The 25,645-nt window shown below is 62.0% G+C and carries 24 protein-coding genes, 1 tRNA gene and 1 pseudogene; 9 read left to right on the top strand and 17 right to left on the bottom strand.

What is annotated here, in order from left to right; genetic code table 11:
• Positions 1–14 precede the first annotated feature (14 nt).
• From LIX93_RS07000 to LIX93_RS06980, 5 genes and pseudogenes are all read right to left on the bottom strand, one after another.
• A complete protein-coding gene (locus LIX93_RS07000; protein WP_226503285.1) occupies positions 15–158 on the bottom strand; it encodes a hypothetical protein in 144 nt (47 codons plus the stop codon).
• Positions 151–342, bottom strand: coding sequence for a hypothetical protein (locus tag LIX93_RS06995; RefSeq protein WP_226503284.1), 192 nt, complete (start codon positions 340–342; stop codon positions 151–153). Before LIX93_RS06995 ends, LIX93_RS07000 begins: the two co-directional genes overlap by 8 nt.
• Positions 343–461: 119 nt before the next feature.
• Positions 462–1,079 (bottom strand): flavin reductase family protein, encoded by a 618-nt coding sequence (locus LIX93_RS06990; RefSeq protein WP_226503283.1) that lies wholly within the window; start codon positions 1,077–1,079, stop codon positions 462–464.
• Positions 1,080–1,255: 176 nt separating this feature from the next.
• A complete protein-coding gene (locus LIX93_RS06985) occupies positions 1,256–1,468 on the bottom strand; it encodes a hypothetical protein (protein ID WP_226503282.1) in 213 nt (70 codons plus the stop codon).
• Positions 1,469–1,682: 214 nt separating this feature from the next.
• Positions 1,683–1,838 (bottom strand): annotated as a pseudogene (locus tag LIX93_RS06980) (DUF6021 family protein); the annotation flags it as partial.
• 467 nt (positions 1,839–2,305) lie between these two features.
• On the opposite strand from LIX93_RS06980, the gene LIX93_RS06975 reads away from it, so the two are divergent.
• A complete protein-coding gene (locus LIX93_RS06975) occupies positions 2,306–3,010 on the top strand; it encodes a hypothetical protein (protein ID WP_226503281.1) in 705 nt (234 codons plus the stop codon).
• A 39-nt stretch (positions 3,011–3,049) separates the two neighbouring features.
• On the opposite strand, the gene LIX93_RS06970 is transcribed toward LIX93_RS06975, so the two are convergent.
• The 4 genes from LIX93_RS06970 to LIX93_RS06955 form a co-directional block, all read right to left on the bottom strand.
• On the bottom strand, positions 3,050–4,633 hold the full coding sequence (locus tag LIX93_RS06970) for a lactate dehydrogenase (protein ID WP_226503280.1): 1,584 nt from the start codon (positions 4,631–4,633) through the stop codon (positions 3,050–3,052).
• A 157-nt stretch (positions 4,634–4,790) separates the two neighbouring features.
• Positions 4,791–7,331, bottom strand: coding sequence for a glycosyl hydrolase family 28-related protein (locus tag LIX93_RS06965; RefSeq protein WP_226503279.1), 2,541 nt, complete (start codon positions 7,329–7,331; stop codon positions 4,791–4,793).
• Positions 7,332–7,478: 147 nt separating this feature from the next.
• Positions 7,479–8,357, bottom strand: a complete 879-nt coding sequence (locus tag LIX93_RS06960) for an MBL fold metallo-hydrolase (RefSeq protein ID WP_226503278.1) — start codon at positions 8,355–8,357, stop codon at positions 7,479–7,481.
• 228 nt (positions 8,358–8,585) lie between these two features.
• Complete coding sequence (locus LIX93_RS06955; protein WP_226503277.1) at positions 8,586–9,368, bottom strand: alpha/beta hydrolase; 783 nt, start codon at positions 9,366–9,368, stop codon at positions 8,586–8,588.
• Positions 9,369–9,612: 244 nt separating this feature from the next.
• Here LIX93_RS06955 and LIX93_RS06950 point away from each other — a divergent pair, with 244 nt between their 5' ends.
• The gene (locus LIX93_RS06950) at positions 9,613–10,353 is read left to right on the top strand and encodes a response regulator (protein ID WP_226503276.1); all 741 of its coding nucleotides are present in this window, start codon (positions 9,613–9,615) and stop codon (positions 10,351–10,353) included.
• Positions 10,353–11,636, top strand: a complete 1,284-nt coding sequence (locus LIX93_RS06945; protein WP_226503686.1) for a HAMP domain-containing sensor histidine kinase — start codon at positions 10,353–10,355, stop codon at positions 11,634–11,636. The genes LIX93_RS06950 and LIX93_RS06945 overlap by 1 nt, the downstream gene beginning before the upstream one ends.
• Before the next feature lie 134 nt (positions 11,637–11,770).
• Here LIX93_RS06945 and LIX93_RS06940 read toward each other — a convergent pair.
• The 5 genes from LIX93_RS06940 to dapA form a co-directional block, all read right to left on the bottom strand.
• A tRNA-Ser gene (locus tag LIX93_RS06940) sits at positions 11,771–11,860 on the bottom strand.
• Between the two features lie 94 nt (positions 11,861–11,954).
• Positions 11,955–12,668 carry a phosphoribosylaminoimidazolesuccinocarboxamide synthase gene (purC, locus tag LIX93_RS06935; RefSeq protein WP_226503275.1) on the bottom strand — a complete coding sequence of 238 codons (714 nt, stop codon included), beginning with the start codon at positions 12,666–12,668 and terminating at the stop codon, positions 11,955–11,957.
• A 28-nt stretch (positions 12,669–12,696) separates the two neighbouring features.
• Positions 12,697–13,455 (bottom strand): MBL fold metallo-hydrolase, encoded by a 759-nt coding sequence (locus LIX93_RS06930; RefSeq protein WP_226503274.1) that lies wholly within the window; start codon positions 13,453–13,455, stop codon positions 12,697–12,699.
• Complete coding sequence (gene bamC, locus LIX93_RS06925; protein ID WP_226503273.1) at positions 13,456–14,571, bottom strand: outer membrane protein assembly factor BamC; 1,116 nt, start codon at positions 14,569–14,571, stop codon at positions 13,456–13,458.
• A 17-nt stretch (positions 14,572–14,588) separates the two neighbouring features.
• Entirely contained in the window at positions 14,589–15,467 is an 879-nt protein-coding gene (gene dapA, locus LIX93_RS06920) for a 4-hydroxy-tetrahydrodipicolinate synthase (RefSeq protein ID WP_226503272.1), read from the bottom strand.
• A 328-nt stretch (positions 15,468–15,795) separates the two neighbouring features.
• Here dapA and LIX93_RS06915 point away from each other — a divergent pair, with 328 nt between their 5' ends.
• Both LIX93_RS06915 and LIX93_RS06910 read left to right on the top strand, forming a co-directional pair.
• The gene (locus LIX93_RS06915) at positions 15,796–16,356 is read left to right on the top strand and encodes a glycine cleavage system protein R (protein ID WP_226503271.1); all 561 of its coding nucleotides are present in this window, start codon (positions 15,796–15,798) and stop codon (positions 16,354–16,356) included.
• A 41-nt stretch (positions 16,357–16,397) separates the two neighbouring features.
• Positions 16,398–16,871 carry a peroxiredoxin gene (locus LIX93_RS06910; RefSeq protein WP_226503270.1) on the top strand — a complete coding sequence of 158 codons (474 nt, stop codon included), beginning with the start codon at positions 16,398–16,400 and terminating at the stop codon, positions 16,869–16,871.
• 55 nt (positions 16,872–16,926) lie between these two features.
• Here LIX93_RS06910 and LIX93_RS06905 read toward each other — a convergent pair whose 3' ends face one another.
• The 3 genes from LIX93_RS06905 to LIX93_RS06895 all read right to left on the bottom strand — a co-directional run bounded on the left by LIX93_RS06905 (position 16,927) and on the right by LIX93_RS06895 (position 19,179).
• On the bottom strand, positions 16,927–17,733 hold the full coding sequence (locus tag LIX93_RS06905) for an RHS repeat-associated core domain-containing protein (protein WP_226503269.1): 807 nt from the start codon (positions 17,731–17,733) through the stop codon (positions 16,927–16,929).
• Between the two features lie 104 nt (positions 17,734–17,837).
• Positions 17,838–18,908, bottom strand: a complete 1,071-nt coding sequence (locus LIX93_RS06900; RefSeq protein WP_226503268.1) for an AI-2E family transporter — start codon at positions 18,906–18,908, stop codon at positions 17,838–17,840.
• 31 nt (positions 18,909–18,939) lie between these two features.
• Positions 18,940–19,179, bottom strand: a complete 240-nt coding sequence (locus LIX93_RS06895) for a sulfurtransferase TusA family protein (protein ID WP_226503267.1) — start codon at positions 19,177–19,179, stop codon at positions 18,940–18,942.
• Positions 19,180–19,323: 144 nt separating this feature from the next.
• On the opposite strand from LIX93_RS06895, the gene LIX93_RS06890 reads away from it, so the two are divergent.
• The 4 genes from LIX93_RS06890 to LIX93_RS06875 all read left to right on the top strand — a co-directional run bounded on the left by LIX93_RS06890 (position 19,324) and on the right by LIX93_RS06875 (position 25,619).
• The gene (locus LIX93_RS06890) at positions 19,324–20,751 is read left to right on the top strand and encodes a M48 family metalloprotease (protein WP_226503266.1); all 1,428 of its coding nucleotides are present in this window, start codon (positions 19,324–19,326) and stop codon (positions 20,749–20,751) included.
• Positions 20,752–20,956: 205 nt separating this feature from the next.
• Positions 20,957–24,055, top strand: coding sequence for a transglycosylase domain-containing protein (locus LIX93_RS06885; RefSeq protein WP_226503265.1), 3,099 nt, complete (start codon positions 20,957–20,959; stop codon positions 24,053–24,055).
• A gap of 215 nt (positions 24,056–24,270) precedes the next feature.
• On the top strand, positions 24,271–24,834 hold the full coding sequence (locus LIX93_RS06880) for a PadR family transcriptional regulator (protein ID WP_226503264.1): 564 nt from the start codon (positions 24,271–24,273) through the stop codon (positions 24,832–24,834).
• Positions 24,831–25,619 (top strand): siderophore-interacting protein, encoded by a 789-nt coding sequence (locus tag LIX93_RS06875; protein ID WP_226503263.1) that lies wholly within the window; start codon positions 24,831–24,833, stop codon positions 25,617–25,619. The genes LIX93_RS06880 and LIX93_RS06875 overlap by 4 nt, the downstream gene beginning before the upstream one ends.
• The last annotated feature ends 26 nt before the right edge of the window (positions 25,620–25,645 follow it).

Raw genomic sequence — 25,645 nt, 5'->3', positions numbered from 1 at the left:
GCGGGGATGAGAGATCAGCCTGCTTCGGTGATCTCGCTGCCAGCTGAAACTGAATAGGCGACGACACCGATAACGTCGTTCTCGTTGTCCACCAACTTGGTGTAGATGAAATTGTAATCGCCCTCGCCGTTCGAGGAATCCGGTACCGAATCAGCCACGACGCAGCTTTAGCACCGCTTCGCGGAATGCTGCCTGAATTTGTTCCTCTGTTTTTTCCTTCCAGCCAATAGCGACTTTAAGCTCGAGGGACAAACCCGGCGCACTCGCGCCATTTTTGTGTTCCATCATTTTTTTTGCCGCGCGCTCTACAACCTCGCGATCGAAGAAAGAATAGGTAGACATGAAAAGCGCCCTGTAGTGATGATTAATTCCGTTTGACGTTGCGGAGCATAGCGCTGAGGCCTCCAACATGCGGTATTGGACAGCCTTGGTTACAAAATTCTCTGTACCGTCCGGCCCGTTCAGGCTCCGCTGGGAGGCAACGGCGGCTGCTCACTGCCCTGCACCGCCTCGCCAATCACCAGGAAATGCCCACCGGCGATATGGTGCAGGGTGCGCAGCTCATCGTGGCCGGTAAAGTCCCAGTGGCCCTCCTTGAACACCCGCGAGTCGGCATGGGCGGCAACGACTTCGCCGAGGAACAGGTCGTAGGTCTCCTGATTGTGCGGCTCAGGGATCAGTCGGCATTCGAGCCAGGCCACGCAGCCTTCCAGCAACGGCGCATCGATCACCGCGCCGGCAAATGTCTGCAGACCGTAGCGCTCGAACTTGTCACCATCGCCGGCATCATCCAGCGCCAGGCCGGACACCGAGCCGACGGTTTCGACCAGATTGGCCTGGGTCACCACCGGTACCTGCAGCACAAAGGTGCCCGAGGCTTCCAGCAGCTTGCGGGTCCAGGTCGACTTGTCGAGCACCACCGCGACCTTGGGCGGGTCGAAATCGATGGGCACCGACCAGGCGGCCGCCATGATATTGCGCGCGCCGTCATGGGCAGCGCTGACCAGTACGGTCGGGCCATGGTTGAGCAATCGATAGGCTTTGGCGAGGGGAACGGGAAGGCGATGGGGGTCGGTCATGGGCAGCCTGCGGAGAAAAAACACGAGTATAACCGCAGTCAACGAGGTGATGTTTTGGGCCTCTTCGCGAGCAAGCCTTGCTACCACTGGTGAATGAAGATGAAGCAGTAAACACCGTGGGAGCAAGGCTTGCCCGCGAAGAGGCCGGTACAGTCAGCGCAAAATCATCAAACGCTTCAGTACCACAAACCCTCCAGTAATCGGTGCCCTGCCGGCGTCAGGCTGACGCGATGCATCATCATGCCATCAGGTTCGCAGGTCTTCTGGTCCGCCAGAAAACCCGCCAGGATAAGCGCGGTGACAGTCTGAGAAGTCCTGCCAGTGATCTGCATCTCCCCGGATGCGATGGTGGACAGCAAGCAACGGTTTTCGGTCTTGTAATCGATCATGACGATTTCCCTTATGGTTGGGACTCTTGTTGTTTTCAGCCTGAGTGTAGAACAGGCTGCGTCCGTGTACAGCCCTGGGCCGGCATCGCCAGGCGTCTGGGCTGCGGCTCGCGGCGCCAGGCAGCGGTTTTCGTGGGCTGCGTGGCATATACCGGTTATCGCCAAGACACAAACAAGGGTCGTCGGGACTTGATCTTGTAACAATGACGGCCGCTTACGGCTTGTTATAAGGCGGATATTCGTCGTCATTGACGCGCTTCTTCACTTGCATGCCGGGGGCATCATCAGGAATCTGCGCGGGCCCGACCGGATCGACCTGGGGATCGGCGACATCCGGCGAGTCCGGGTCAAAACCTAGATCTTTCTGCGTCTGGCTTTGGGTCTGGCCGGGGCTCTGGCTCTGACTCTCGCCTTGGCCTTGGCTTTGGCTAAAGCCAGGCGCCGGGCTTGAAGCCGAGGCTGGAGCCTCGTGCTGAGTACGGGCCGGCTCGGCGTCGGGAATCCCGCGCTGAGTGCCCGGCGCGGGGGTCAGGTCCGGCTCGATGCCTTCGGGTGGTACCTCGTTGAGGTCCTGGGATACGTCGTCTACCGGGCGATGTTCTTGCTTGTGCGTAGCCATACAATCCTCACTCGATCATGGGTTCATGAAGTTGTGAGTGGCAAAGGCGGCACAAAGTGCAGCGCAATGGATGGGCGGTGCCCACTGGTCTCGGCCAGTGCACTGCGACCACCGCCACCATTGCACTCCTGGCCAGAAGCGAATTTAATGCCTGCCCGGCACCGTCGCGACCCGGCATCGCGACCTTGCACGCCCTTCACCCGATACATGGATCGACAATGCAAAGCACGAACACCGAGACCGCTGCACACGCCCTGGCGCCCAAAGACGAATACGAACACGCGATCAATCGCTCCGAGCATCTGCCACAGGCCAAGAACATCAGCGAGATGGTGCTCGATGCCTTCAATACCAGTGGCGAAAGCGAGAAGATCCGTGAACTGCGGGCCGCCATCCGCAAGGCGATGGACGATACCGACGACGATCGCGCCCATGAGCTGATGGGCGAACTCAAGCAGATCAAGGACATCGAGCAAGCCAACGCCACGGCCCTGGAAGACCTGAGCAGCCGTTTCTCGATTTCGCAGATCCTGCACAATTTCCGTAACGACCCGGCGTTCGAGAACATCATCTACGGTCTGGCCCTGAAGGTGCTCAACCACACCCACCTGGCCATGAAAGAGCCCGGCGGCAAGGCCAAGGCCTCGCGCCCGAAAAAAGAGATGGAAGTCTTCACCCTCAGCAACGGTGAGGTCAGCCTGCCGTTCCCGATCCGCGTCGGGCGCCCGGCAGCCAATCTCAGCCAGGATGGCGAAGCGTTCGCGCTGCTGGGTTTCAGCATCGAAATGGACGAAGAAGAGAAAGAAGTGCTGGTGCCTGCGGTGTTTACCGACAGCCATGGCGTCGAGCATGTGGCCACGCGCAAGAGCATTGCCACCGCGATTCAGGAACAGACCGCGTTCGCCGGCTGCACCCTGGCTTGACACGCCGCACCGGGGCCCTGTGCCCCGGCGCATACGCTGTCAATTTGACGTAGCGATGTCCAACGCACCCAGCACGCGCTCGTGAATGCCGTTGATGGCCGCCTTGTATGCCGGGCCATTGCCACTGCCACCAAAGCCCGAGGCTTTGTCCTGCTTGAGGGCATCCTCCAGCAAGTCCTTGACACTGCTCGCCTGCGCCACCTGCTTGGGTGTGGTGACGGTCGACTGCAGCTGCCCGAGCACATAGGTAAGCGCGGTCTTGGACTGCGTGGACGACTGCGACAGTGCCGCCGAAATGATTGCGTTCTTGCTGTAGGCGATGCTCGACGAGCTGCTGGCGCTGTCGGCAATCTTGAAATAGGTGTAGTTCTGCGAGTCTTTGTCCAGGGTCAGGTTCAAGCTGGTGCCCGGGTATAGAGCCTGGTGATAGCTGGCACTGAGCTGCGACTGCTGCTGCTGATCGATGCTGCGATTGGCCTGCGCGCCCTTGGCCTGGGTCGACTGCGACACGGTGTAGGCGAAAGTGTCCACCTCGTTGGTGCGCATCGGGTTGACCGACTGCGCGTGCTGGCTGATCGACGCGCTGAAATCCGCAAGGCCGGTCAACATCGCATGGTCGGTATCGCTCAACACCGCCCCGCTCGTGGTAGCCGCCGCGCTACCGACATTGGTATTGAAGGTGGTGAACGCGTCCTTGAACATGCTCATCAACTCTTCGTCGCCGTGACCGCGGGCACGGGCTGAATCGAACTTCGTCAGGTAGGTCTGCAACGCCTTGGCTTGCTGCGCGGCGTTGCCCAGAATCGCGGTGTTGCGGGTGTCGACGCTCAAGTTGAGATCGCCCACCACACCGGTCATGCTGACGCTGCGTTTATTGGCGTCGGCCGAAAAACTCAGCGTCTGGATATCACCGCCCGCCAGCTTGGCCGTGAAGTCCACGGAGGTCAGCGCACTCTTGTCGAACTGGGTCAGCCCGTCCAGATTCAGCTTGGGCGGCTTGGCCCCCAGGCCGTCGATGGCGCTCTGAAACCCATCTGCCAGCTTGCTCACGGCCGCCAGTTCACTGTCGTTGAGCTTGCCACCCGTCACGCTGACCTGCGCCCCCAGGCCCGTGTCGCTGCTGCTCAGGCTCAGCGTCACCGTGGCGCCGCTGGCGGTCTTGATGGTCAGGCTCACGGCGTTTTCGGCATTGGCATGCAGGTTGGACTGCAGGGCGGTCAGCGCCGAAGCAGAAGGCGTGGCATTACCGGTCGGCTGCAGCACCGACTGCGAAAAACCGCTGCCGCTGTTGGCGAACTGCGTCAACAGTGCCGCGCCGAGGCCCTTGAAGCGCGTCGATGCGTCCTGCGAGTTCAGGTTGCCGGCAATGGTGCTGGTGACCTTGTTCTGTGTGGTGTTTTCCCACATCAGAGCGGGCGGCGCATCAGCTAGCGTGCCCCGGGAGGAGTACAGGTCCACTGCCGTGGTGATGGCGTTGCCCAGGGATACCACCGCCGCGGGTGAATCCGTGGCTGTGTTCGCCGTGGTGGAGATCAGGGTCGTGGCCGCCGGCGCACTGGTGATCGGCGTGATGGCGGAGAGGCTGGTCGTCAGGGGCAGGCTGGCAGATGTGATGGCCGTCATGAGATTTGTCCATTCTCTATATGAATGTATCGGGTCCTGTACATTTAACGGCCGGGGGTGGGAAAGCTTGAGGGGATTAAAGGGTGGTAATGCCGAGAAAGTGTGCAGTCGTGACCAGTGAACCCCGCATCATTGAGTCAGCGGGGTTGCGCCTTGATCACCCAACAGCATGATCGGCATGAGTAGCCACACCCACCACCTCGATCGGCGCGACATCCGCCGACACATCGCGATCCGCGAAGCCCATGTTGTTGTACCGCAGGTTCTGGGTCTGATCGCCGCTCAGGGCGATCTGGAAAAACCGCCCCTGGTCGTCGCCCTGCAGGTCGCGGACATAGGTGCGGTCAAGGGCGGCGTTGTAGTCGATCTTCAAGGTGCCGTTGAAGCCATCGCCGATATCGGTGTAGCCCAGTGCGCTGACGGAGAGGCTGTCGTAGCCCTGATTGAAATCGGTGATCAGGTCGGTATGGCTCTGGTCAGCGGTGCGGTAGCTGTCCTCGACGCTCTGGAACACGAAGTAATCACTACCGCTGCCGCCGGTAAGTTTGTCTGCGCCATGGCCACCGAGCAGGAAGTCGCTATTGGCGCCCCCCTGCAGCACATCGTCACCGTCCAGCCCATAGAGACGGTCCGCGTCTGCCGAGCCGATGAGCCTGTCGCTCGCCGCCGTGCCGGTGGTCAAGATCTGCCCCGGATAGGTGCTGGTTTCTTGCGGGCTGTCAGCCCGGGCGAACTCGACAGCGTTGGCGCCCAGGTCAAGCACATGGTCGCCGTTCAGGGCGATCTGGAAACGATTGCCGGCGCTGTCCAGCTCTTTTGAGCTGAGGCGAGTGATGTCGTTGGCGCTGTCGTAGGTCAGGCTCAGTGTGGTGCCGTACCCATCGCCGAAACCGGTGAACCCCAAGGCCGAGACATCGATCTGGTCATGCTCGGCGCTATTGAAGTCGACGATCAGGTCGCGGCCCTGATCCTTCCCGGCGGCATCGACCTGGCTGTCGGTCAGGTGGTTATAGACGAAGGTATCCGCGCCCTGACCGCCGATCAGCCGATCGGCACCGCCACCGCCGTCCAGGCGATCATCGTCGCCGCGGCCCGAAAGCACGTCGCGGCCATCGCCGCCTACCAGAGTGTCACGGCCGTGAGTGGTGCCTTGCAGGCTGTCGTCGCCGGACGTGCCGTTGGTGAGCGGGAGGAAATTATCCGCGGTCAGGCTGGTGCGGTAGTCGCCTTTGAGGATCAGCTCGAAGCGCTGGCCTTGAGCGTCGGCGTCATAGTTCTTGAGGTAGGTGAGGTCCTTGTCGGCGTTGTAGGTCAGGTCCAACGTGCCGTTGTGGCCATTGCCCAGGCCGCTAAGCCCCAGGCTGGTGACATCGATGCTGTCCTTGCTGACATCGAACGTGCTGATGGTATCGGCAAAGCTCGCGCTTGCAGTGCGATAGCTGTCGGTCAGCTGGGTGAATCGGAAGGTATCGTGGCGCTGCGCACCCACGAGCTGGTCCACGCCGGCACCGCCGATCAACTCATTGTCGAGGTCCCCACCCATTATCACGTCGTCACCAGCACCGCCATACAACACAGTGTTGTAAGCCCGGGCATATTCGGAGATCACGTCGTCACCCGTGGAGCCGTAGGTGGTCAACGCGTCGGTGTTATCGAACACTGCGGTCGTGGCGCCGACCACCTTGACGTCGCCCTCGGTGGCGTTGCCGATGAAGTTGTCACCAATACGGTTGTCGTTGCTCTGGCCGCGCTCCTCGACGCCGTAGGTGGACCTCGCGCCGTCATAATAGCCCGTTGCGCCAATCACGTTGCCACGCACTTCGGTGCCGGTGCTGTCTTGCACAAGCACGTAGGAGTGGTTGGCGTCCAGGTAGCTGCCATCGATATGATTGGTGCTGATCTGGGTACCCTGGGAATCGCGTACCTCGATGGCCAACAGGCGGTTGTACGAGATGGACAGGTGATCGACCACCGCGTCGCTGGCCTTGTCGATCAATACTCCACTGGTGCGGTTGCTGGTGATCGATCCACTGATCAACTGCGCCGCATGGCCATCAGCGTCACCCACAACGGCGACGCCATAGCCCTGATTACTGGTGCTGGTGATGTCCTGCACCCTCACCGCACCTTGAGTGGTGAGACCGTTGCCATCGTTGTCCGTGACGATCAGGTCATCGAGCGCACTGCCGACCAGCCCCGCCGTGATCACGCCACCCTGCCCGTTGTAATCCACGTAGGCCTTGTCGGACTGGACCTGACCGCCCTCAGCGCGTAGATCGAGGCCGTAGCCGGACGCGTTGGTGGCCTGGACGTAATTCAGCGTCAGTTGCGCGCCGTCGCCCAGCGATAAATCGCTGACCACGCCCGTGGTATGCGCGCGGTTGCCGTCGATAACCAGACTGCTGACGCCGACCGCATTACCATCAGCGCGCAGGATGCCGTCGATATCAGCGCTGGAACCGTTTGCCAGTTTCAGCGTCGGCCGATCAGTGGTGTCGCCTTCGAGCAGAACGTTGTCCTTGAGTATCAGCGCGTTGCCGGAGGCCTGGGCGCTGACGATATAGGTGCCGCTGGGGATCACCACCGTTCCGCCCCCTGCGGCCGATGCGGCGTCGATCGCAGCTTGCAACGCCAGGGTGTCGTCACTGTGCCCGTCGCCCACGGCGCCGAAGTCTTTGACATTGAATGAATTCGCCATCTGGTCATTCCTTTAAAGAGAGTCGAGGATTCATCGCTTGCAGGAGGAATCGACCTGAGAATGGCTTGATCATTCAATGGCAATCGATGGGAGGTAAGCGCTTTGGGCTGCCAGTCGCTTCCACGGACGGTATCGGGTGGCGTCAACTCACCACTGCATTTCACCCTTGGCCACCTTGGCGCTGATCTCGAGTGACGATTCCTCGGCCAGATCGGGATACAGGGCCTTCATCGCCACGATCAGCTCTGCCGCGTCTTTAACCTGAGCGGCCTGGGCGTCGAAGGCCTTGATGTAGCCCGCTGTAAACTCGGCAGCGTCGCGGGAATCGAGCTTGCCAGGCAGGAAGTGGCCAGGGACGACCGTGACCGGTTCGAGGCTTTCGATCCGGGCCAAGGTCGCCAGCCAATCCTGATGGGAAGCCGCACTTTGGGTGTCGGCCATCCACACGTGGATGTTGTTTGACAGCACCACCCCACCCACCACGGCTTTTATCGAAGGGATCCATACGAAGCTGCGCTCCGGTTGCGGCCCATCCAGGCCAATGACCTGCAGTTCATGGCCTTCCAGGGTGAGCGCACTACCCTGCATCAACTCAGGGACGATCACTTTGTCGGGTGCGCCATCGCCCATCTGCGGCCCCCAATACGCCAGTTTGGCGGCCATGGTAGCCTTGATATGGGCGACAGTCGGCGCACTGGCGACGACCTTGGCCTGGGGGAAGGCCCCTGTGAGCGCCTCCAGGCCGAAGTAGTAATCCGGATCGCCATGGCTGATGTAGATGGTGGAGAGGTTCTTGCCGCTGTGGCGGATCTTCGCGACCAATTGCTCAGCCTGGGGCTTGGCGAACTGCGCATCGATGAGGATGGCGTCCCTCTCGCCGCTGACCAGCACCGAACTCACGGGGAAGGCTGCCGTCGCGCCTGGGTTATAGACGTCCAGTTGCAGCGGTGGCGCTGCCAGACTCACGACGGCGGTGCCGAGCAAAGCAATACAGACGAGCAGCCGTGGTATGGCGTGTTTCCACATGAGCAATTCCCTTCCAGTGACCAGAGTGCCGGGTAGAGTAGGTCAGGCTGGGGGACCGAAACATACTGGCGAGTGGCCCAAATCATTTCCGCAGATGATCAGCCAAGCATGGGGGTGGACCGCTGGCTACATCGCCGTCGAATGATCACAAAAACCCCAGCACTGCGCTGGGGTTCAAATCACTTCAACTCACCGTAACCCCGCTATTTCGGCAGAACTGATAGCCGCTCAGCCCTTGTCCGCCGCATGCAGCGCCGCTTGCTCGATCAACGCCGCCACTTCCTTCGGATGCGATTCATACACCGAGTGACTGGCGCCCTTGATCTCGATGGTATGGCTGTTCGCCCGTTTGGCATACATGCGCTCCAGGTCCGGGTTGATGATGCGGTCGGCCTGGGCGACGGCGTACCAGCTAGGCTTGGTTTTCCACGCAGGTACGCCAGCTGGGGTGGTGAACACCGAGGCGGCGGTGAGCTCTTGGGCGTTGGCTTCGAATTCAGCCTGAGCCTTGGGCAGGTCGGCGGCGAAATCCGCGGGGTAGAAGGCCGGGTCCAGATAGAGGAAGCCGTCGTCGGTTTTCTTCACGGCCTTGGTCGCGTTGGGGTACAGCTTGCCGTTCTGCGCTTCGGTCTCCCCCTGATCGAGGGCATGGGCGGCGATATAGACCAGGCCGGTGACATGCTCGTCATTGCCGACATCGGTGATGATCGCGCCGCCATAGCTGTGGCCGACCAGAATAGTGGGGCCGTCTTGCTGGTCGACGATGCGCTTGACCGCGGTCACGTCATCGGCAAACGAGGTCAGCGGGTGTTCGGCGACCGACACGTGGTAGCCGTCCTTGACCAGGATGTCGTAGACCGGTTTCCAGCCCGAGCCGTTCACGAAGGCGCCGTGCACCAGCACGATATTCTTTACCGGCGCGGCTTGCGCGGCGCTGGCGTTGCTGATGCCCAAGGCCAGGCCGGCAGCGATAAAAGCGCTCGACAGCAAGGTTTTCTTGAAGATGTTCATGGGGGTTTCCTCGGTGTGCGTTCAGGGTTCGGGAGAGGCTTGGCAGGCCGTGGCGCTGCGTTTCGCCGTGGAGCCATTGAATGCTCTGGACGTATCTGCAATGTGTCGTGGCGGGTCGGCAATCAATCACAACGTATCGACGAGGCACCCAGATACAGTTCGATACAAAGCCGCTGGAAATTCCCCGCCTTTGCCGTCACCTTGTAGTGCGTAACCGCCCGGCAAGGGCTGAGAGGCGTCACCCATGGACCATGTGGACCACATTCTGATCGTCGACGACGACCGCGAAATCCGCGAGCTGATCGGCAATTACCTGAAGAAGAACGGACTGCGCACCAGCGTCGCGGCCGATGGCCGTGCGATGTGCAAGTTTCTGGACGGCACGCCGGTCGACCTGATCGTGCTCGACATCATGATGCCCGGCGACGACGGCCTGCTGCTGTGCCGCGAGCTGCGGGCGGGCAAGCACCGAGCGACGCCGATCCTGATGTTGACCGCGCGCGACGACGAGACCGACCGCATCATCGGCCTGGAGATGGGCGCCGATGACTACCTGACCAAACCGTTCTCGGCCCGCGAACTGCTGGCGCGTATCAATGCCGTGCTGCGCCGTACTCGAATGTTGCCACCTAACCTGCAGGCCACGGACAAAGGACATCTGCTGGCCTTCGGCAAATGGCGCCTGGACACCGTCGCCCGCCATCTGCTCGACGCCCAGGACACCCTGGTGGCCCTGAGCGGTGCCGAATACCGGCTGCTCAAGGTGTTTCTCGATCACCCGCAGCGAGTGCTCAACCGCGACCAACTGCTCAATCTCACCCAAGGCCGGGACGCCGACCTGTTCGATCGTTCCATCGACCTGCTGGTGAGCCGTCTGCGCCAACGCTTGCAGGACGATGCCCGCGAGCCCGCCTACATCAAGACGGTGCGCAGCGAGGGTTATGTGTTTTCCATGAGTGTCGAAACCCTGAGCGCCACGCCATGATGCGCCTGCCGCGCACTCTCACCGCCCAGCTGTCGCTGATCTTTTTCATCGGCCTGGTCCTTGCCTACGGGCTGTCCTTCGGCTCGCAGTTCTACGAGCGCTATCAAAGCTCGTCGAGCATGATCAACTCGATCATCGAGCGCGAAGTGGGGGTCAGCGTGGCGGTGCTCGATCGCTTGCCCGCCAGCGAGCGTGGCGCTTGGCTGGAGCGCCTCCAAGGCCGTAGTTATCGCTATGAGATGGGCACCACTGAAGCAGGACCCGCGCTGGATCCGCTGCCCCCCGCGGCCCAGGCCATCGCCAATGCGTTGAGACAATACCAGCCCACCTTTACAGGCTCAGCCGCGCATTTCCGGGTCCATTTGGCGCTGCACGACGGCCAGTCGATCAGCCTTGATGTCGAGCCCCGCGACCTGCCCGTCGCCTTGTGGCTACCGGTGGCACTGGCCATTCAGTTCGCCCTGCTGTTGCTGTTGATCTGGGTGGCGGTGCGCATCGCCATACGGCCCTTGGCCAATCTGGCGCGGGCCGCCGAAGCGCTAGACCCGAACACCCCCGGCAAGCCCCTGGAAGAAACCGGCCCGCGAGAAGTCGCCCACGCTGCCACGGCGTTCAATGCCATGCAGCAACGCATCGCCGACTACCTCAAGGAGCGCATGCAGATCCTCGGGGCGATTTCCCACGACCTGCAGACCCCCATCACCCGCATGAAACTGCGCGCCGAGTTCATGGATGAGTCAGTGGAAAAAGACAAACTCACCCATGATCTAGGGGAGATCGAGCATCTGGTGCGTGAAGGTATTGCCTATGCGCGCAGCAGCCATGGGGCGACTGAAGCGAGTCGGCGGATTGATGTGGATGCGTTTTTGCAGAGTCTGGTGTTTGACTATCAGGATGTCGGTCAGAACGTCGAGTTGCGTGGCAGTACCGCGGCGCTGCTGGATACCCGGCCACAGGGGCTGCGGCGGATACTGGCCAATCTGCTGGATAACGCCGTGAAATTTGCCGGGGGTGCCGAGATCGAGGTGAGTCGGGGGGGGGATGGCAGCCTGTCGATCAAGGTGCTGGACCGAGGGCCGGGTATTGCGAGTGATGAATTGGCCGAGGTGGTCAAACCCTTTTATCGGATCGAAAGTTCGCGCGGCCGAGAAACGGGAGGCACCGGCCTGGGGCTGGCCATTGCTGAGCAGTTGGCGACTGCGCTGGGTGGCAGGCTGACGCTGAGTGAGCGTGAAGGTGGCGGGCTTTGTGTGGAGGTGTGCTTGCGTGGGGTAGCTGGGTAATCGAAACCACCATACAGCGCCCTCCTCCGCAGCACGCGTACCTCCGAAGACTCGTCACATACAGTGACGCCGGAGCAGTACGCCGGAAAATAAAAAACCCCTGTAATTCAGGGAATTACAGGGGTTTCTATGTATGGCGGAGAGATAGGGATTTGAACCCTAGGTACTGTCACCAGTACAACGGATTTCGAATCCGTCCCGTTCGGCCACTCCGGCATCTCTCCAACGGCGCGCATCATATCAAGCTATTGCCCGGAAGCGAAGCCCCCAATGCAAAAAAATTTCCGTGCTATCAAATGCTTGCGCGCAGACAACACTTTACAGCGGCACACCGAGGCGATGGGCGACTTCTTCGTAGGCTTCGATAACGTCACCGAGGCCCTGGCGGAAGCGGTCCTTGTCCATTTTCTTCTTGGTGTCCTTGTCCCACAGGCGGCAGCCGTCAGGGCTGAATTCGTCGCCCAGGACGATGGAGCCGTCGCTGAACACGCCGAACTCCAGCTTGAAGTCGACCAGCAGCAGGCCGGCGTCGTCGAACAGCTTGCTGAGCACCTCGTTGACCTTCAGGGACAGCTCTTTCATCTTCGCCAACTGCTCGGCGGTACCCCAACCGAACGCCACTACGTGGGATTCGTTGATGAACGGGTCGCCTTTGGCGTCGTCCTTGAGGAACAGCTCGAAGGTGTAGGGGTTGAGCTTGAGGCCTTCCTCGACGCCCAGGCGCTTGACCAGGCTGCCGGCGGCGTAGTTACGCACGACGCATTCGACCGGGATCATGTCGAGCTTCTTGACCAGCACTTCGTTGTCGGCCAGCAGCTTGTCGAATTGGGTCGGGATGCCGGCCGCTTCGAGCTTTTGCATGATGAACGCGTTGAACTTGTTGTTCACCATGCCCTTGCGGTCGAGCTGTTCGATGCGCTTGCCGTCGAACGCCGAGGTGTCGTTGCGAAACAGCAGGATCAAGCGGTCGGCGTCGTCGGTCTTGTATACCGATTTGGCTTTGCCGCGGTAGAGTTCTTCACGTTTTTCCATGATGGGCTCCGCTTGCTAAGTAGGTGGGCTAGGCGATGTGGCGCCAGTCGAGCCCTGAATCTTGATCGGCCAGTTGCAGCCAGGCCGGGTCGCACCCGAGGGTGTCGACGAATTGTTGCCGGGCCAGCTGCGGCAGGTTGTTCTTGCTGCTGAGGTGGGCCAGTACCAGGTGTTGCAGGTGTTTCCAGCCCAGCTCGGCCACCAGGTCGGCGGCCTGGTGGTTGTTCAGATGTCCTTCGCTGCCGCCTACCCGCAGCTTGAGAAAGTTCGGGTAGTGGCCGCGCGCGAGCAGATCGCGGCAATGGTTGGCTTCGATCATCAGGGCATCACAGCCCTCATAGTGGTCCCGTACACGGGGGCACCAGGAGCCCAGATCCGTGAGCAGACCAAAACGTCGCCGACCATCATTGAATACATATTGGGTCGGCTCCAGCGCATCGTGCGCCACGCGGACCACGTCGATGCGCAAGGCACCGATTTCCAGTTGCTGTCCGCAGACCACATGGCCTGCCGCCTCGACCGGCTTGCGCATCCCGCGCAAGGTCCCCTGGCTGAGGTAGACCGGTATATTGTAGCGCCGAGACAGCAAACCCACGCCATGCACGTGGTCGGCATGTTCGTGGGTCACCAGGATGGCGCTCAATTGTGCCGCTGCAACGCCCAGGCGGGCCAGCCGCCGTTCGGTTTCGCGCAACGAGAAACCGCAGTCGACCAGCACCAGAGTGTCTTCGCTCGCGATCAGTGTGCCATTCCCTTGGCTTCCGCTTCCCAGTACGGCGAAGCGCACTTAACCCAGGTTGTCCTGAATCACGCTCAGCACACGGCGGGCGATATCGGCCGGGGCCAAGGTGTTGATGTTCTTCTCGACGGTGACCTGAACGCTGTCGCCGACCTTGCTCAGGCGCACTTGATAGCGCTGGGCACGAGCCTCGATCTCTTCCTTGCTGGCCTCGTGGCCGAACAGACGACCGAAGAAGCCCGGCTTGTTGTCTGGCGTGTCGGCTTTTTCCGCGAGGTTGATGTAGTACAGGCCCAGGCTGCGGTTGATGTCTTCAACGCGCCATTGGCCCTTGTCCAATGCACGGCCGACGCTCGACCAGGCGCGGTCGATGTCGGAGCCGACGTTGAGCACCAGGCTGCCGTTGCCGTCTTCGACCAGGCTGACGCGGCTCGGGGCGTCGAAATCGCGGGCGGCGAGCAAGGACACCGAACCGCCCTTCTCGGCTTCGCGGGTCAGGTTGGCGAGCATCTGGTCGACCAGCACCGAATCCAGTCCGGTGTTGGCGCTGCGTGCCGGGAACGCGGTGTCGGCTGTGCTGCCGGCCGGGCGCTCGGCGCTGCTCACATAGATCTCGCTGGTGTTGCGCTGCACGCCGGGCTCGATGCGCACGTGCACGCGCGCCTGGCCATCAGCACTGCTGGCGCTGCTGCGCAGGCGGTCGGCCATGCCAGCAGAAAGCTCGTCGAAACGCTGCCAGGTGGTGCTGAACTCACCGGTTTGCGGGTGATCGTCGGCGATACGGAAGCCGTTGTCCTCGAAGAACTGATGCGCCACGGGCCAGACTTCGGCGGGGGTTTTCTGGGCCAGGATCCAGCTGCCGCTACCGGTGCGTTGCAGCGAGTAGTCGCTGGCCGCAGCCGCCACTTGCAGGGGCAGCGGACGCGGCACTTCGAAGTGGAGCTTGTCGGTATCGTCCGCGACGTTGCGCGGGATCGGCAGCAGAGGGTCGAGACGCTTGCTCAGGGTCAGGTCGGGTGGAACTTGCATCGCTGGGGCCTGATTGGCCTCCAGATAATCATTGCCGCGGTCGCGGAAATAACCCTGGTCGCCCCAGAGCCATCCACAACCGCTCGTGCTCGAAATAACCACGGCAAGAGCACTAAGACCGGCCAATCGCTTCATGCGTCGTTCTTCCTCAATCAAACCAGGACGCCGGACTGGCGCAAGGCCTGCCGCAGCGGTTCGTGATAGTCAGCGCTCAACCAGGTGAGCGGCAGGCGAATGCCTTCGGGCATCAGGCCCATTTCATGCAAAGCCCACTTGACCGGGATCGGGTTGGCTTCGAGGAACAGATTCTTGTGCAGCGGCATCAGTTTGTCGTTGATGGCGCGGGCCAGCGCGGCGTCACCGTTGAGGGCGGCGGTGCACAGGTCGGCAATGGCGCGCGGCGCGACGTTGGCGGTGACCGAGATGTTGCCCTTGCCACCGGCCAGGATCAGCTCGACAGCGGTCAGGTCGTCACCTGAGAGCACCAGGAAGTCGCTGGCAACACCGGCGATGATGGCCTTGGCGCGGTCGATGTCGCCGGTGGCCTCCTTGATGCCGATGATGTTCGGCACGGTGGACAGGCGTATGACCGTGTCGGCGAGCATGTCGCAGGCGGTGCGGCCCGGCACGTTGTAGAGGATCTGCGGGATCGCAACGGCCTCGGCGACGTGCTTGAAGTGCTGGTACAGGCCTTCCTGGGTCGGCTTGTTGTAATACGGGGTTACCAGCAGGCAGGCGTCGGCACCGGCGTTTTTGGCGTTGGTGGTCAGCTCGACGGCTTCGCGGGTGGAGTTGGCGCCCGTGCCGGCGATGACCGGGATGCGCCCGGCGACCTGATCGACGACGCGACGAATGACCTCGATGTGCTCATTGACATCAAGGGTTGCCGACTCACCGGTGGTTCCGACCGCAACGATGGCATGGGTGCCTTCTTGCAGGTGGAAGTCCACCAGTTTGCTCAGGCTGTCCCAATCGAGACGGCCCTGTGCATCCATGGGTGTGACCAATGCCACCATACTGCCCGAAATCATGCCAACCGCTCCTGCCGGAAAAAGAGAGCGGTAATGGTACTGGCGCCTTCGGGCTTGCACAAGCGAAGTACCGCGCTACGAGCATTCCCCTCAGCGCCGGATTTCGCTACCCTTCAGACTTTGATCGGTACGGGCAAGCCCGCTGACTCGCTTGCGGCGTGAACAATCGTCCTCCAGACCCCTGATCCTGAGCCTTGCGGCCCGCCACAGCAGTGCTTTGGCGGCAATGGCCGGCCTTGGCGCCGGCGATCGGGAGACGACCGACACGCGCACAGCAACTCAGCTTCATGACTCCCGTGTCGACCGCTCATCGTTTTAGAGAGGCTGCATGTCCACCCCCACCGTTCGCGAACAATTCCTTGTCATCAGTGCTCTTGGCCCTAATCCGATGGAGCTGACCAACGTCCTGTGCCGTGCGGCCCACGACAGCCGCTGCTCGGTCGTGACCTCACGCCTGACCCGCCACGGCGAGTGCAGCGCGCTGGTGCTGGAGATTTCCGGCACCTGGGACGCCCTCGCCCGCCTCGAAACCGGCCTGGCGCCCATGGCTAAAAAGCATGGTTTCACGGTCAACGTGGTGCGCAGTGCGCCGCTGGAAAACCGCCCGCAGGCCTTGCCGTACGTGGCCTACATCAGCGCCGCGTATCGCTCGGACATCGTCAACGAGCTGTGCCAGTTCTTCATCGACCACAACGTCGAGCTCGAGAACCTGACCTGCGACACCTATCAGGCACCGCAAACCGGCGGCACCATGCTCAACGCCACCTTCACCGTGACCTTGCCGCCGGGCGTGCAGATCAGCTGGCTGCGCGATCAGTTTCTGGACTTCGCCGACGCGCTCAACCTCGACGCATTGATCGAGCCTTGGCGCCCACAGAATCCTGCGTGAGCCCGCTCGAATCAAATCTGCAATTGAAAAGGAAACAACCGATGACCGTATCCGTCGACCAGCCGGTAGCCGACTTCACCGCCGCGGCCACCAGCGGCCAGACCGTCACCCTCGCCGCGCTCAAGGGCCGTCAGGTGGTGGTGTATTTCTACCCGAAGGACAACACCCCGGGCTGCACCACTCAGGGCCAGGGCTTCCGTGACCAGTACGACGCCTTCAAGGCCGTCAACACCGAAGTCATCGGCGTGTCCCGCGACAGCCTCAAGACCCACGAGAACTTCAAGGCCAAGCAAGGCTTCCCCTTCGAACTGATCAGCGACAAGACCGAAGAGTTGTGCGAGCACTTCGACGTGATCAAGTTGAAGAAGCTGTATGGCAAGGAATACATGGGCGTCGACCGCAGCACCTTCCTTATCGACAAGGACGGCGTGCTGCGCCAGGAATGGCGCGGGGTGAAGGTGCCAGGGCATGTGGATGCGGTGCTGGCGGCGGCGCAGGCGTTGAACAAGGGTTGAGCGCTGAACCAGGCTCACGTGATGCCGTCTAGCCTGGGAATATAATTGTAAATGGTCAGCTCCATGAAGTGCGCCGTACTGCGGTGCTCTTCTTGTAGATATAGCCGGGCACTGATTGAAACTGGTTCATATCTGCTCTGCCAACCGCCACAAGTTCCTGACCGTTTTCAGTTCGGACGATTTTTGCGGCAGGACCGCTCGAGTGATGGGTAGTTATTCTTTCAGTCGTGAACGTTGTTCCGTTCTTCAGATGGATATCCGTTCTTGCGGTCTGAACGACATAATTGATATCGCCCACCTCGTAAGCCCTGCCCGCTCTGAAACCGTTTGAGCTCGATGGTAGAGGGGGGGCCTTTAATGCCGGGGCTGGTAAGGTGTTAGCGGATAGGGGCGCCGCCACGGTATTGCCAGACGCCATGGGCTTGAAGCTGATGACGTTACGAGGCAGTGCAGAACTGCTATTAATGATCGCAGAACCCGCGGTAGGCTTGCTCACCATAGTGGCCTTGGATCTACCACGTCTACGCAACCAAGCCCAGAATTTGGATAGATACGGAATATGCCCCGTCGGATCCACCCTGTTCACCGGGTCTCCCAGGCAATACACATATGCATTCAAGCCCCCTGCGTCAAAAGGGCTGAAACTGTCCGGGCTGGTGAATCGCATCAACTGCGGATTGAACGTACGATAGCCCTGACCTAGCAGATATTGCCCTAGCGTTGGCTCAAGCCATTCACCGTTGAAGGCGGGGCCTGGATGCCCGCCAGCACCGAATGGGGCAAATGCCTGAGACCGTCGCGCATTGCGCAATACAGTACCTGGGGCGTCAGTGACCAACACATTTGCAGAGCTCGATTTCATGGTGAAGTACCTGTTGTCTCAAGGCACTTCACCATAAGCAGCTAAAACCCGACGCACTAGCTATCAGAACTGCTAGGTATCGCTGGCGGGCACACTGCGAAGCCTCAGATCATCGGCGAAACCGTCGGCTCGTTGCGCGGCCAGGCATCCAGCACCGCCTTCACCAGGGTCGCCAGCGGAATCGCGAAGAACACCCCCCAGAAGCCCCACAGCCCACCGAACAGCAGCACCGCGCAGATGATCGCCACCGGGTGCAGGCTCACCGCCTCGGCGAACAGCAGGGGCACCAGCACGTTGCCGTCCAGTGCCTGGATGATCCCGTACACCGCCATCAGGTAGATGAACTGGTCGCTCCAGCCCCACTGGAACAACGCGATGAACGCCACCGGTACGGTGACCACCACGGTGCCGACGTAAGGCACCACCACCGATAAGCCCACCAGCAGCGCCAGCAAGGCAGCGTAATTGAGGCCCAGGGCGATGAAGCCGATATAGGTGGCGATCCCGCAGATGAAGATCTCGATGACCTTGCCGCGGATATAGTTGGCGATCTGCCGGTTCATGACCTTCGCGACCCGAGTCAGCAAGGCCCGGTTGCGCGGCAGGTAGCCGCGCATCCAGCGGCCGATGATCTCGCGGTCCTTGAGAAAGAAGAACACCAGAATCGGCACCAGCACGAAGTAGATCATGATGTTGACCGCCAGGCGCAGACTGGTCAGCGAGACGGTCAGCACCCATTGGCCGAACTTGCCGACCTCGCCCCTTGCCACGTCGATGGCCTGCAGCACCTGCTCGTCCGAGACCAGATGCGGATAGCGCTCGGGCAACAGCAACAGCAGCGACTGCCACTTGCCAAGCATGCCCGGCAGTTCGTTGAACAAGGCGATCAACTGGTGCCAGAGCAATGGCACCAGCACCAGCACGAACAGCGCCAGGGCGCCGATGAACAGGGCGAACACGGTAGCCACCGCCAGCCAGCTGGGGACGCGCAATCGCTCGAGCGTCATGACCAGGCCATGCATCAGGAACGACAGCACCATGCCCGCCAGCACTGGCGCCATGATGCCGCCCAGCGTCAGCACGGCGGTGAAGGCCAGCACCAGCAATACGCCGAGGACGACGGCCTCCTCGTCGGAGAAATACCGCTGAATCCAGTCTTGAGCCACCTTGAACATCGAAAATCCCTTATGAATGCACGTACGGCGATCAGGCCTTCTGCAACCAATAGCGATAGACGCCGGCTTCAGCCTTTTCTTGTAACAGCAGGTTGCCAGAAAGTTTGGCAAATGTACGGAAATCGCGCTGCGACCCGGCATCGGTAGCGATGACCTTGAGCACTGCGCCGCTGGCCAGCTGATTGAGCTGCAACTTGGCCTTGAGTAACGGCAATGGACAGTTCAGACCGCTGGCGTCGAGCTCGGCGTCACATTCCGGGAGGTCGGTCATCGGTTTTTTCTCCTGCGGGGGGGCTCTGGTGCGCTGACGAGGCACACGCGGCCAGCGACTGCCAAGCATACCGCAAGCGCACAGCGCTGGTCGCCACGCACGGTCCCGGCTACAGTAGCCCATTTGCCGACAAGAGCAGTGTGCATGAATTCATTGCGCCCCCTGGTGATCGCCCTGGCCTGCCTGCTGGCGGTACCTGCCCACGCTGACGATCTGCCATCGCTCGGCGACGCCAGTTCAGCCATCGTCTCCCCGCAACAGGAACACGACCTGGGCCGCGCCTGGTTGAGCCTGCTGCGCAGCGAGGTCGGGCAGCTGTCCGACCCGCAGCTCAAGGATTTCGTCGAAACCACCGTGTACCGCCTGGCCGAGACCAGCCAACTGCAGGATCGTCGGCTCGAATTCATCCTGATCAACAGCAAGGAGCTCAACGCCTTCGCGGCGCCTGGGGGCATCGTCGGCGTCAACGGCGGGCTGTTTCTCAACGCCGACACCGAGGGTGAATTCGCCGGCGTGCTCGCCCACGAACTGGCGCACTTGTCGCAACGCCACTTTGCCCGTGGGGTGGAAGCCTCCCAGCGCATGCAGATACCGGTCATGGCCGCGCTGCTGGCCGGCGTGGTGCTGGCGGCGGCGGGCGGCGGCGATGCGGGCATCGGTCTCATCGCTGGCAGCCAGGCGGCTGCCATCCAGGCCCAGCGCACGTTTTCGCGGCAGAACGAAGCCGAAGCCGACCGTATCGGCATCCTCAACCTTGAAAAGGCCGGTTACGATCCGCGCAACATGCCGGAGATGTTCGAGCGCCTGGCGCGGGTCTACAAGTTCGATGCCTCGCCACCGGAATTTCTCTCCACTCACCCGGTCACTGATGAGCGTATCGCCGACACCCGTAACCGCGCCGAACAGATGCCCAAGGGCGGCAAAGAGGACAGCCAGTGGTTTCAGCTGATGAAAGCGCGCACCCAGCTGTTTTATGAGGAAACCCCAGGCATCGCCGCCAAGCGTTTCCGCGCGCAGCTGGACGAGACACCCGGCTCGATACCGGCGCGTTACGGCCTGGCGATCGCGCAGATCAAGGCTGGCCAGCTCAACGAAGCCCGCGCGGGCCTCAAGGGCTTGCTCGACAAGGCGCCCGATGACGTGACCTTCAACCTCGCCCAGATCGAGCTGGACGTCACCAACAACCGCCTGGCCGACGCCCAGGCGCGAGTCGACAAGATGCTCGTGCAATACCCGGGCAACTATCCGCTCAACCAGATGCGCATCACGGTATTGCTCAAGCAGAACCGCAATGCCGAGGCCGAAAAAGGCCTGGACGCCTTGCTCAAGACCCGCCCCAACGATCCGGATGTATGGAGCATGGTGGCTGATACGCGTGGCTTGAACGGCAATATCATCGGGCTGCACCAGGCCCGCGCCGAGTACTTTGCCTTGGTGGGGGACTTCGACCAGGCCATGCAGCAACTCGAGATTGCCAAGCGCCAGGCCCCGAACTTCCAGCTGGCTTCGCGCATCGATGCGCGGGAGAAGGACCTGCGCGAGTTGCAACGCACGGTCAAGGACATGATGTAGATCGCTCTGCCCGCATTGGCCCCTTGCGGGCCGAATGTACAGCGGGGCTGCTGAAACCGCACGCTTATGGGAGCACAGCTTGCTGGCGAAGGGGCCCGAGCCGCCAACTCAGATCCAGCAGCCAATCCACATTTCCCGCCCACTCACCGCCCAGCGTCTAGACTCCAACCAGGTGCGATGATTTTCCGTAACCGGGTTGAACACTATGGGCGCGCTGTGGCAAACCGAACCCCCAAAGACCGCGGCACCGGCCGACGATCTGCAAACGCCTCGTCGCCCTGATCTTCCTCGCCAGCCCAAACGACGCGCCACCTGGCTGTGGGTCACAAGCGCAGTGCTGCTGGTACTCATGGCCATTCTTGCCTACGCGGCACTGATCGAAAGCCGCACCTCACGCCTGCAAGCCCAGCAATTCAGCCGCCTGGCCAGCACCCTCACCTGGCACCTCGACAACGGCCCCAGCGATGCCATCGTCTACCCTGGCGACGGGCCGTTCGACAAACGTCTGGGCTACAGCAGCCTGGGCACCTTCCTGCCACGCCTGCTGGATCACGATTACCGTATCACCCGGCAGGTGCGCTTCTCGCCCGCCTTGATGAGCTACACCGACCACGGCCTGTTCGTGCCCTACGCCGAAAAGAGCCAGGGCGGCCTGCTGATCACCGATTGCAAGGCAGACACGCTGTATCAGTACCGCTACCCGCAGCAGCTCTACGAGCAGTTCAGCGATATCCCGCCGGTGATCGTCGACAGCTTGCTGTTTATCGAAAACCGCGACCTGCTGTCCGTCGACGCGCCGCAGCTCAATCCGGCGGTCGACTGGCCCCGCTTCTTCAAGGCCGCCTGGTCCCAGGTCGCCAAGCTCCTTGCCCTGCCGGGGCAGTCGGCCGGCGGCAGCACCCTGGCCACGCAGCTGGAAAAATACCGCCACTCGCCCGACGGCCTGACGCTGTCCGGCGCCGAGAAGATTCGTCAGATGATTTCCGCCAGCGTGCGCGCCTATCAAGGCGGCCCGCAGACCCTGCCCGCGCGGCAGATCGTGGTGCGCGACTACCTCAACAGCGTACCGCTGTCAGCGGTGCCGGGGCATGGCGAAGTGCATGGCCTGGCCGAAGGTCTGCGGGTCTGGTATGGCGCCGACTTCCAGCAGATCAACCGGGTGTTGAGCGACACCACCGCGCCGATCGCCGAACGCGGCCAGGCTCTGCGCGAGGTGCTGTCGTTGATGATCGCCCAGCGCCGCCCCTCGCACTTTCTTGCCAAGGGCCACAAGGAATTGGCGCAACTCACCGACAGCCACATCCGCCTGCTGCAACAGAACAACGTCATCACGGCGGACCTGGCCCAGGCAGCCCTCGCCAGCCAATTGACCTTCCGCGACTGGGCGCAACAGCCCACCCTGCAAGCCAATGAAACCAACAAAGGCATCAGCGTCGCCCGCAGCCGCCTGGGCTTTCTGCTCGAACGCCCGCTGTATGATCTCGACCGCCTCGACCTGGCCGCCACCAGCACCTTGCAAGGCGACTTGCAGCAGCAGGCCAGCGCCTACCTGAAAAAACTCGCCGACCCCGCCTTCGCTCAGCAGATCGGCCTGCTCGGCGACCATCTGCTCGGCGCCGCCGACACCGCCAAGGTCAGCTACAGCTTTACCCTGTTCGAAACCACCGGCGATGGTTTTCGCGTGAGGGCCCAGACCGACAGCACCGACCAGCCGTTCGACATCAACGAGGGCAGCAAACTGGAATTGGGCTCCACCGCCAAGGTGCGCGTGCTCACCAGTTACCTGCAGATTATCGCCGAGCTGCACGATCGCTTCGCCGGGCAGCCCCCCGCGCAACTGCGCAAAGTACCGGTGGCAGAGCCCGACCGCATTACCCGCTGGGCGATCGACTACCTGATCCAGCACGCAGACCGTAACTTGCCGGCCATGCTCGATGCCGCCTTGGACCGCCAGTACTCGGCCAGCCCCGCCGAAAGTTTCTTCACCGGTGGCGGCGTGCACACCTTCAAGAACTTTCGCCGCCAGGACGACAGCCAGAATCCCACCCTCAAGGTCGCGCTGCAGGAATCCATCAACCTGTCGTTCATTCGCTTGATGCGCGACCTGGTGCGCTACAGCACCTACCAGGGCGATAACAACAGTGCGCAGCTGCTCAAGGACGATGGCGACCCGCGTCGCCAGGAATACCTCGCCCGTTTCGCCGATCGTGAGGGTACGGAATTTCTTCGGCGCTTCTGGCGCAAGTATCAGGAGAAGAGCTCGGACGATCGCCTCGATACCTTCATCGACGGCATGAACGTCACGCCGATTCGCTTGGCGGCCGTGCATCGTTACCTGTTCCCCAGCGCCGATCAGGCGACCTTCAACGCCTTTGTGCGCGACCACCTGAAAACCACTACTGTCACCGACAAGCGCCTGGGCGAGATGTACCGCACCTACGGCCCGGGCGCCTATGATTTGCCGGATCAAGGCTATATCGCGCGCTCCCATCCGCTGGACCTGTGGCTGCTGGGCTTTTTGCTGCAGCGCCCTGACGCCAGCCTCAATGACGCGATCAAGGCCAGCGAACGGCAGCGCCAGGAAGTCTATGGCTGGCTGTTCAAGAGCAAGCACAAGAGCGCCCGCGACAGCCGCATCCGCACCATGGTCGAGATCGAAGCGTTCCTCGATATCCATCAACGCTGGAAAAGCGTCGGCTACCCCTTCGACCATCTGGTGCCATCGCTGGCCACCGCCATCGGCAGCTCGGGCGATCGCCCGGCGGCGCTGGCCGAACTGCTCGGGATCATTCAGAACGATGGCGTGCGCTTGCCGACATTGCGCGTCGACAGCCTGCACTTCGCCGCCGGCACCCCTTACGACACGCAACTGAGCAGCGCGCCCGATCAGGCCGAGCGGGTAATGCCCAGCGAAGTCGCAGCGGCGTTGCGCGGCGCGCTGGCGAAGGTGGTCAGCGACGGTACGGCCAGGCGCGTCAACGGCAGCTTCACCCAAGCCGACGGCACGCCACTGGCCATGGGCGGCAAGACCGGCACCGGTGACAACCGCCTGCAGAGCTTCGGCGCGGGTGGGCGGATCATCGCGTCCAAGGCGATCAACCGCACGGCGACCTTCGTGTTCTTCATCGGCGAGCATCACTTCGGCACCTTGACTGCCTTCGTGCCGGGGCGCACGGCGCAGAACTTCAGCTTCACCTCAGCCTTGCCGGTGCAGGTACTCAAGGGCATGGCGCCGATGCTGGCGCCTTACGTGCAGCCGGGGGCCCGCAGCCTGTGTACTGCGGACAATGGGGTTATTCAATAGGATTTTCTGCGGCTTGAAGGGCCTCTTCGCGGGCAAGCCCTGCTCCCACAGGTGTACGCCGCTGGATCAGCCTGCCCAGTGGGAGCAGGGCTTGCCCGCGAAGAGGCCGGTACATTCACCCACCAACCATCAGATTGATAACAATTCTCACTATCCTCTTGCCGAGCGCTAAGATATATCTTAAGGTATATCTTAACGACCCGAGAGAAGCGCACATGAGAGAACACAGACCCCAGGAATTCGGCGGTGGCCGCGATGGCTTCGACCGCCACAAAGGCGGTGGCCGCGGCCCCCGCGTATTCGCATCAGGCGACCTCAAACTGCTGTTGCTGGCGCTGGTCGCCGAACAGCCTTGCCACGGATACGACCTGATCCGCCGCATCGAAGGCCTGTTCGACGGGGCCTACAGCCCCAGCCCCGGAGTCATCTACCCAACCCTGACGTTTCTGGAAGAGAGCGAGCTGGTCACCGGCGACGCCCAGGGCGGCAAGAAGCTCTACACCGCGACCGACGCCGGTCACCAGATGCTGATCGAGCAAGCCGTGGCCCTCGAAGGTGTTCGCACCCGTATCGATGTCAGCAAGCGCTCGCTGCGCGGCCATGATCGCCCACCCCAAATCCACGAAGCGGTGCACAACCTGCGCCACGCCCTGCAGCTGCACCATGGGCGCTGGAGCGCAGAAGAAATCCGCCGCGTGCGCGACCTGCTCAACACCACCGCCCAGGCCATCGTCGACGGCCCCGACATGAATTCCCCCGCTCAGGACTCTGCCCAATGAAAGCCGATCAACACGCTGAAAGCCCCTATGGCATCCACCGCGTCATGCACGACATCAAACGCCGTCGCCTCGATGTGCTGCGGGTCACCGACCTGACCCCGCGCATGCGCCGCATCACCGTCGGCGGCGCCGAGCTGGCCGGCTTCCTCAGCCTGGGCGCCGACGACCACATCAAGTTGTTGTTCGCGACCACGCCCGAGGAGCAGGCCGCGCTGGAGACCATGACGCTCGGCGCCAAGGGCGACGGCCCGAAACCTGCGATGCGCGACTACACCCCGCGGCGCATCGATCTGCAAGCCGGCGAGCTGGACATCGACTTCGTCCTGCATGGCGACGGACCTGCCTCCACCTGGGCAGCCCAGGCGGCGCCCGGCCAATCGCTGTACATCGGCGGCCCACGCAGCTCGAACATTGTTCCGGACAGCTTTGACAGCTATCTGCTGATCGGTGACGAAACCGCCATCCCCGCCATCGCCCGTCGACTGGAAGAACTGCCGGCCGGGCGCCGGGCAATCGCGGTGATAGAAATCGAAGACGCCAGCGAGCGCCAGCCGCTGCTCAGCGCGGCTGATGTCGAAGTGATCTGGGTGGAGCGGCACAGCGCGCAACTGACCGACGTGGTAAGCCAGCTGACCTTGCCTGCGGGCACGCTATATAGCTGGGTGGCCACCGAAGCTTCGTTGTCTCGCAAACTGCGGCGGATCTTGCTGGATGAGCACAAGGTCGATGACCAGGCGCTGAAGGTCGCCGGTTACTGGCGCGTCGAGGGGGATGACGAGGAGTAACCGGAAAGATCGAGGCCAGTCTCGCT

Origin of the sequence: Pseudomonas sp. MWU16-30317 (assembly GCF_020515695.1) — a bacterium.
In the GTDB taxonomy this organism is placed as follows: Bacteria; Pseudomonadota; Gammaproteobacteria; order Pseudomonadales; family Pseudomonadaceae; genus Aquipseudomonas.
This window is presented reverse-complemented; position numbering and strand designations above follow the sequence as displayed.

What these genes read in the sequence shown, in the direction of transcription:
- LIX93_RS06965 (WP_226503279.1), bottom strand. Translation starts at nt 7,331, where the DNA reads ATGGCGAATTCATTCAATGTCAAAGACTTCGGCGCCGTGGGCGACGGG.
- LIX93_RS06995 (WP_226503284.1), bottom strand. Translation starts at nt 342, where the DNA reads ATGTCTACCTATTCTTTCTTCGATCGCGAGGTTGTAGAGCGCGCGGCA.
- LIX93_RS06950 (WP_226503276.1), top strand. Translation starts at nt 9,613, where the DNA reads ATGGACCATGTGGACCACATTCTGATCGTCGACGACGACCGCGAAATC.
- LIX93_RS06905 (WP_226503269.1), bottom strand. Translation starts at nt 17,733, where the DNA reads ATGAAATCGAGCTCTGCAAATGTGTTGGTCACTGACGCCCCAGGTACT.
- LIX93_RS06880 (WP_226503264.1), top strand. Translation starts at nt 24,271, where the DNA reads ATGAGAGAACACAGACCCCAGGAATTCGGCGGTGGCCGCGATGGCTTC.
- dapA (WP_226503272.1), bottom strand. Translation starts at nt 15,467, where the DNA reads ATGATTTCGGGCAGTATGGTGGCATTGGTCACACCCATGGATGCACAG.
- LIX93_RS06915 (WP_226503271.1), top strand. Translation starts at nt 15,796, where the DNA reads ATGTCCACCCCCACCGTTCGCGAACAATTCCTTGTCATCAGTGCTCTT.
- LIX93_RS06900 (WP_226503268.1), bottom strand. Translation starts at nt 18,908, where the DNA reads ATGTTCAAGGTGGCTCAAGACTGGATTCAGCGGTATTTCTCCGACGAG.
- LIX93_RS06890 (WP_226503266.1), top strand. Translation starts at nt 19,324, where the DNA reads ATGAATTCATTGCGCCCCCTGGTGATCGCCCTGGCCTGCCTGCTGGCG.
- LIX93_RS06895 (WP_226503267.1), bottom strand. Translation starts at nt 19,179, where the DNA reads ATGACCGACCTCCCGGAATGTGACGCCGAGCTCGACGCCAGCGGTCTG.
- LIX93_RS06985 (WP_226503282.1), bottom strand. Translation starts at nt 1,468, where the DNA reads ATGATCGATTACAAGACCGAAAACCGTTGCTTGCTGTCCACCATCGCA.
- LIX93_RS06875 (WP_226503263.1), top strand. Translation starts at nt 24,831, where the DNA reads ATGAAAGCCGATCAACACGCTGAAAGCCCCTATGGCATCCACCGCGTC.
- purC (WP_226503275.1), bottom strand. Translation starts at nt 12,668, where the DNA reads ATGGAAAAACGTGAAGAACTCTACCGCGGCAAAGCCAAATCGGTATAC.
- LIX93_RS06955 (WP_226503277.1), bottom strand. Translation starts at nt 9,368, where the DNA reads ATGAACATCTTCAAGAAAACCTTGCTGTCGAGCGCTTTTATCGCTGCC.
- LIX93_RS06945 (WP_226503686.1), top strand. Translation starts at nt 10,353, where the DNA reads ATGCGCCTGCCGCGCACTCTCACCGCCCAGCTGTCGCTGATCTTTTTC.
- LIX93_RS06885 (WP_226503265.1), top strand. Translation starts at nt 20,957, where the DNA reads ATGGGCGCGCTGTGGCAAACCGAACCCCCAAAGACCGCGGCACCGGCC.
- LIX93_RS06975 (WP_226503281.1), top strand. Translation starts at nt 2,306, where the DNA reads ATGCAAAGCACGAACACCGAGACCGCTGCACACGCCCTGGCGCCCAAA.
- LIX93_RS06990 (WP_226503283.1), bottom strand. Translation starts at nt 1,079, where the DNA reads ATGACCGACCCCCATCGCCTTCCCGTTCCCCTCGCCAAAGCCTATCGA.
- LIX93_RS06960 (WP_226503278.1), bottom strand. Translation starts at nt 8,357, where the DNA reads ATGTGGAAACACGCCATACCACGGCTGCTCGTCTGTATTGCTTTGCTC.
- LIX93_RS06910 (WP_226503270.1), top strand. Translation starts at nt 16,398, where the DNA reads ATGACCGTATCCGTCGACCAGCCGGTAGCCGACTTCACCGCCGCGGCC.
- bamC (WP_226503273.1), bottom strand. Translation starts at nt 14,571, where the DNA reads ATGAAGCGATTGGCCGGTCTTAGTGCTCTTGCCGTGGTTATTTCGAGC.
- LIX93_RS06970 (WP_226503280.1), bottom strand. Translation starts at nt 4,633, where the DNA reads ATGACGGCCATCACATCTGCCAGCCTGCCCCTGACGACCAGCCTCTCC.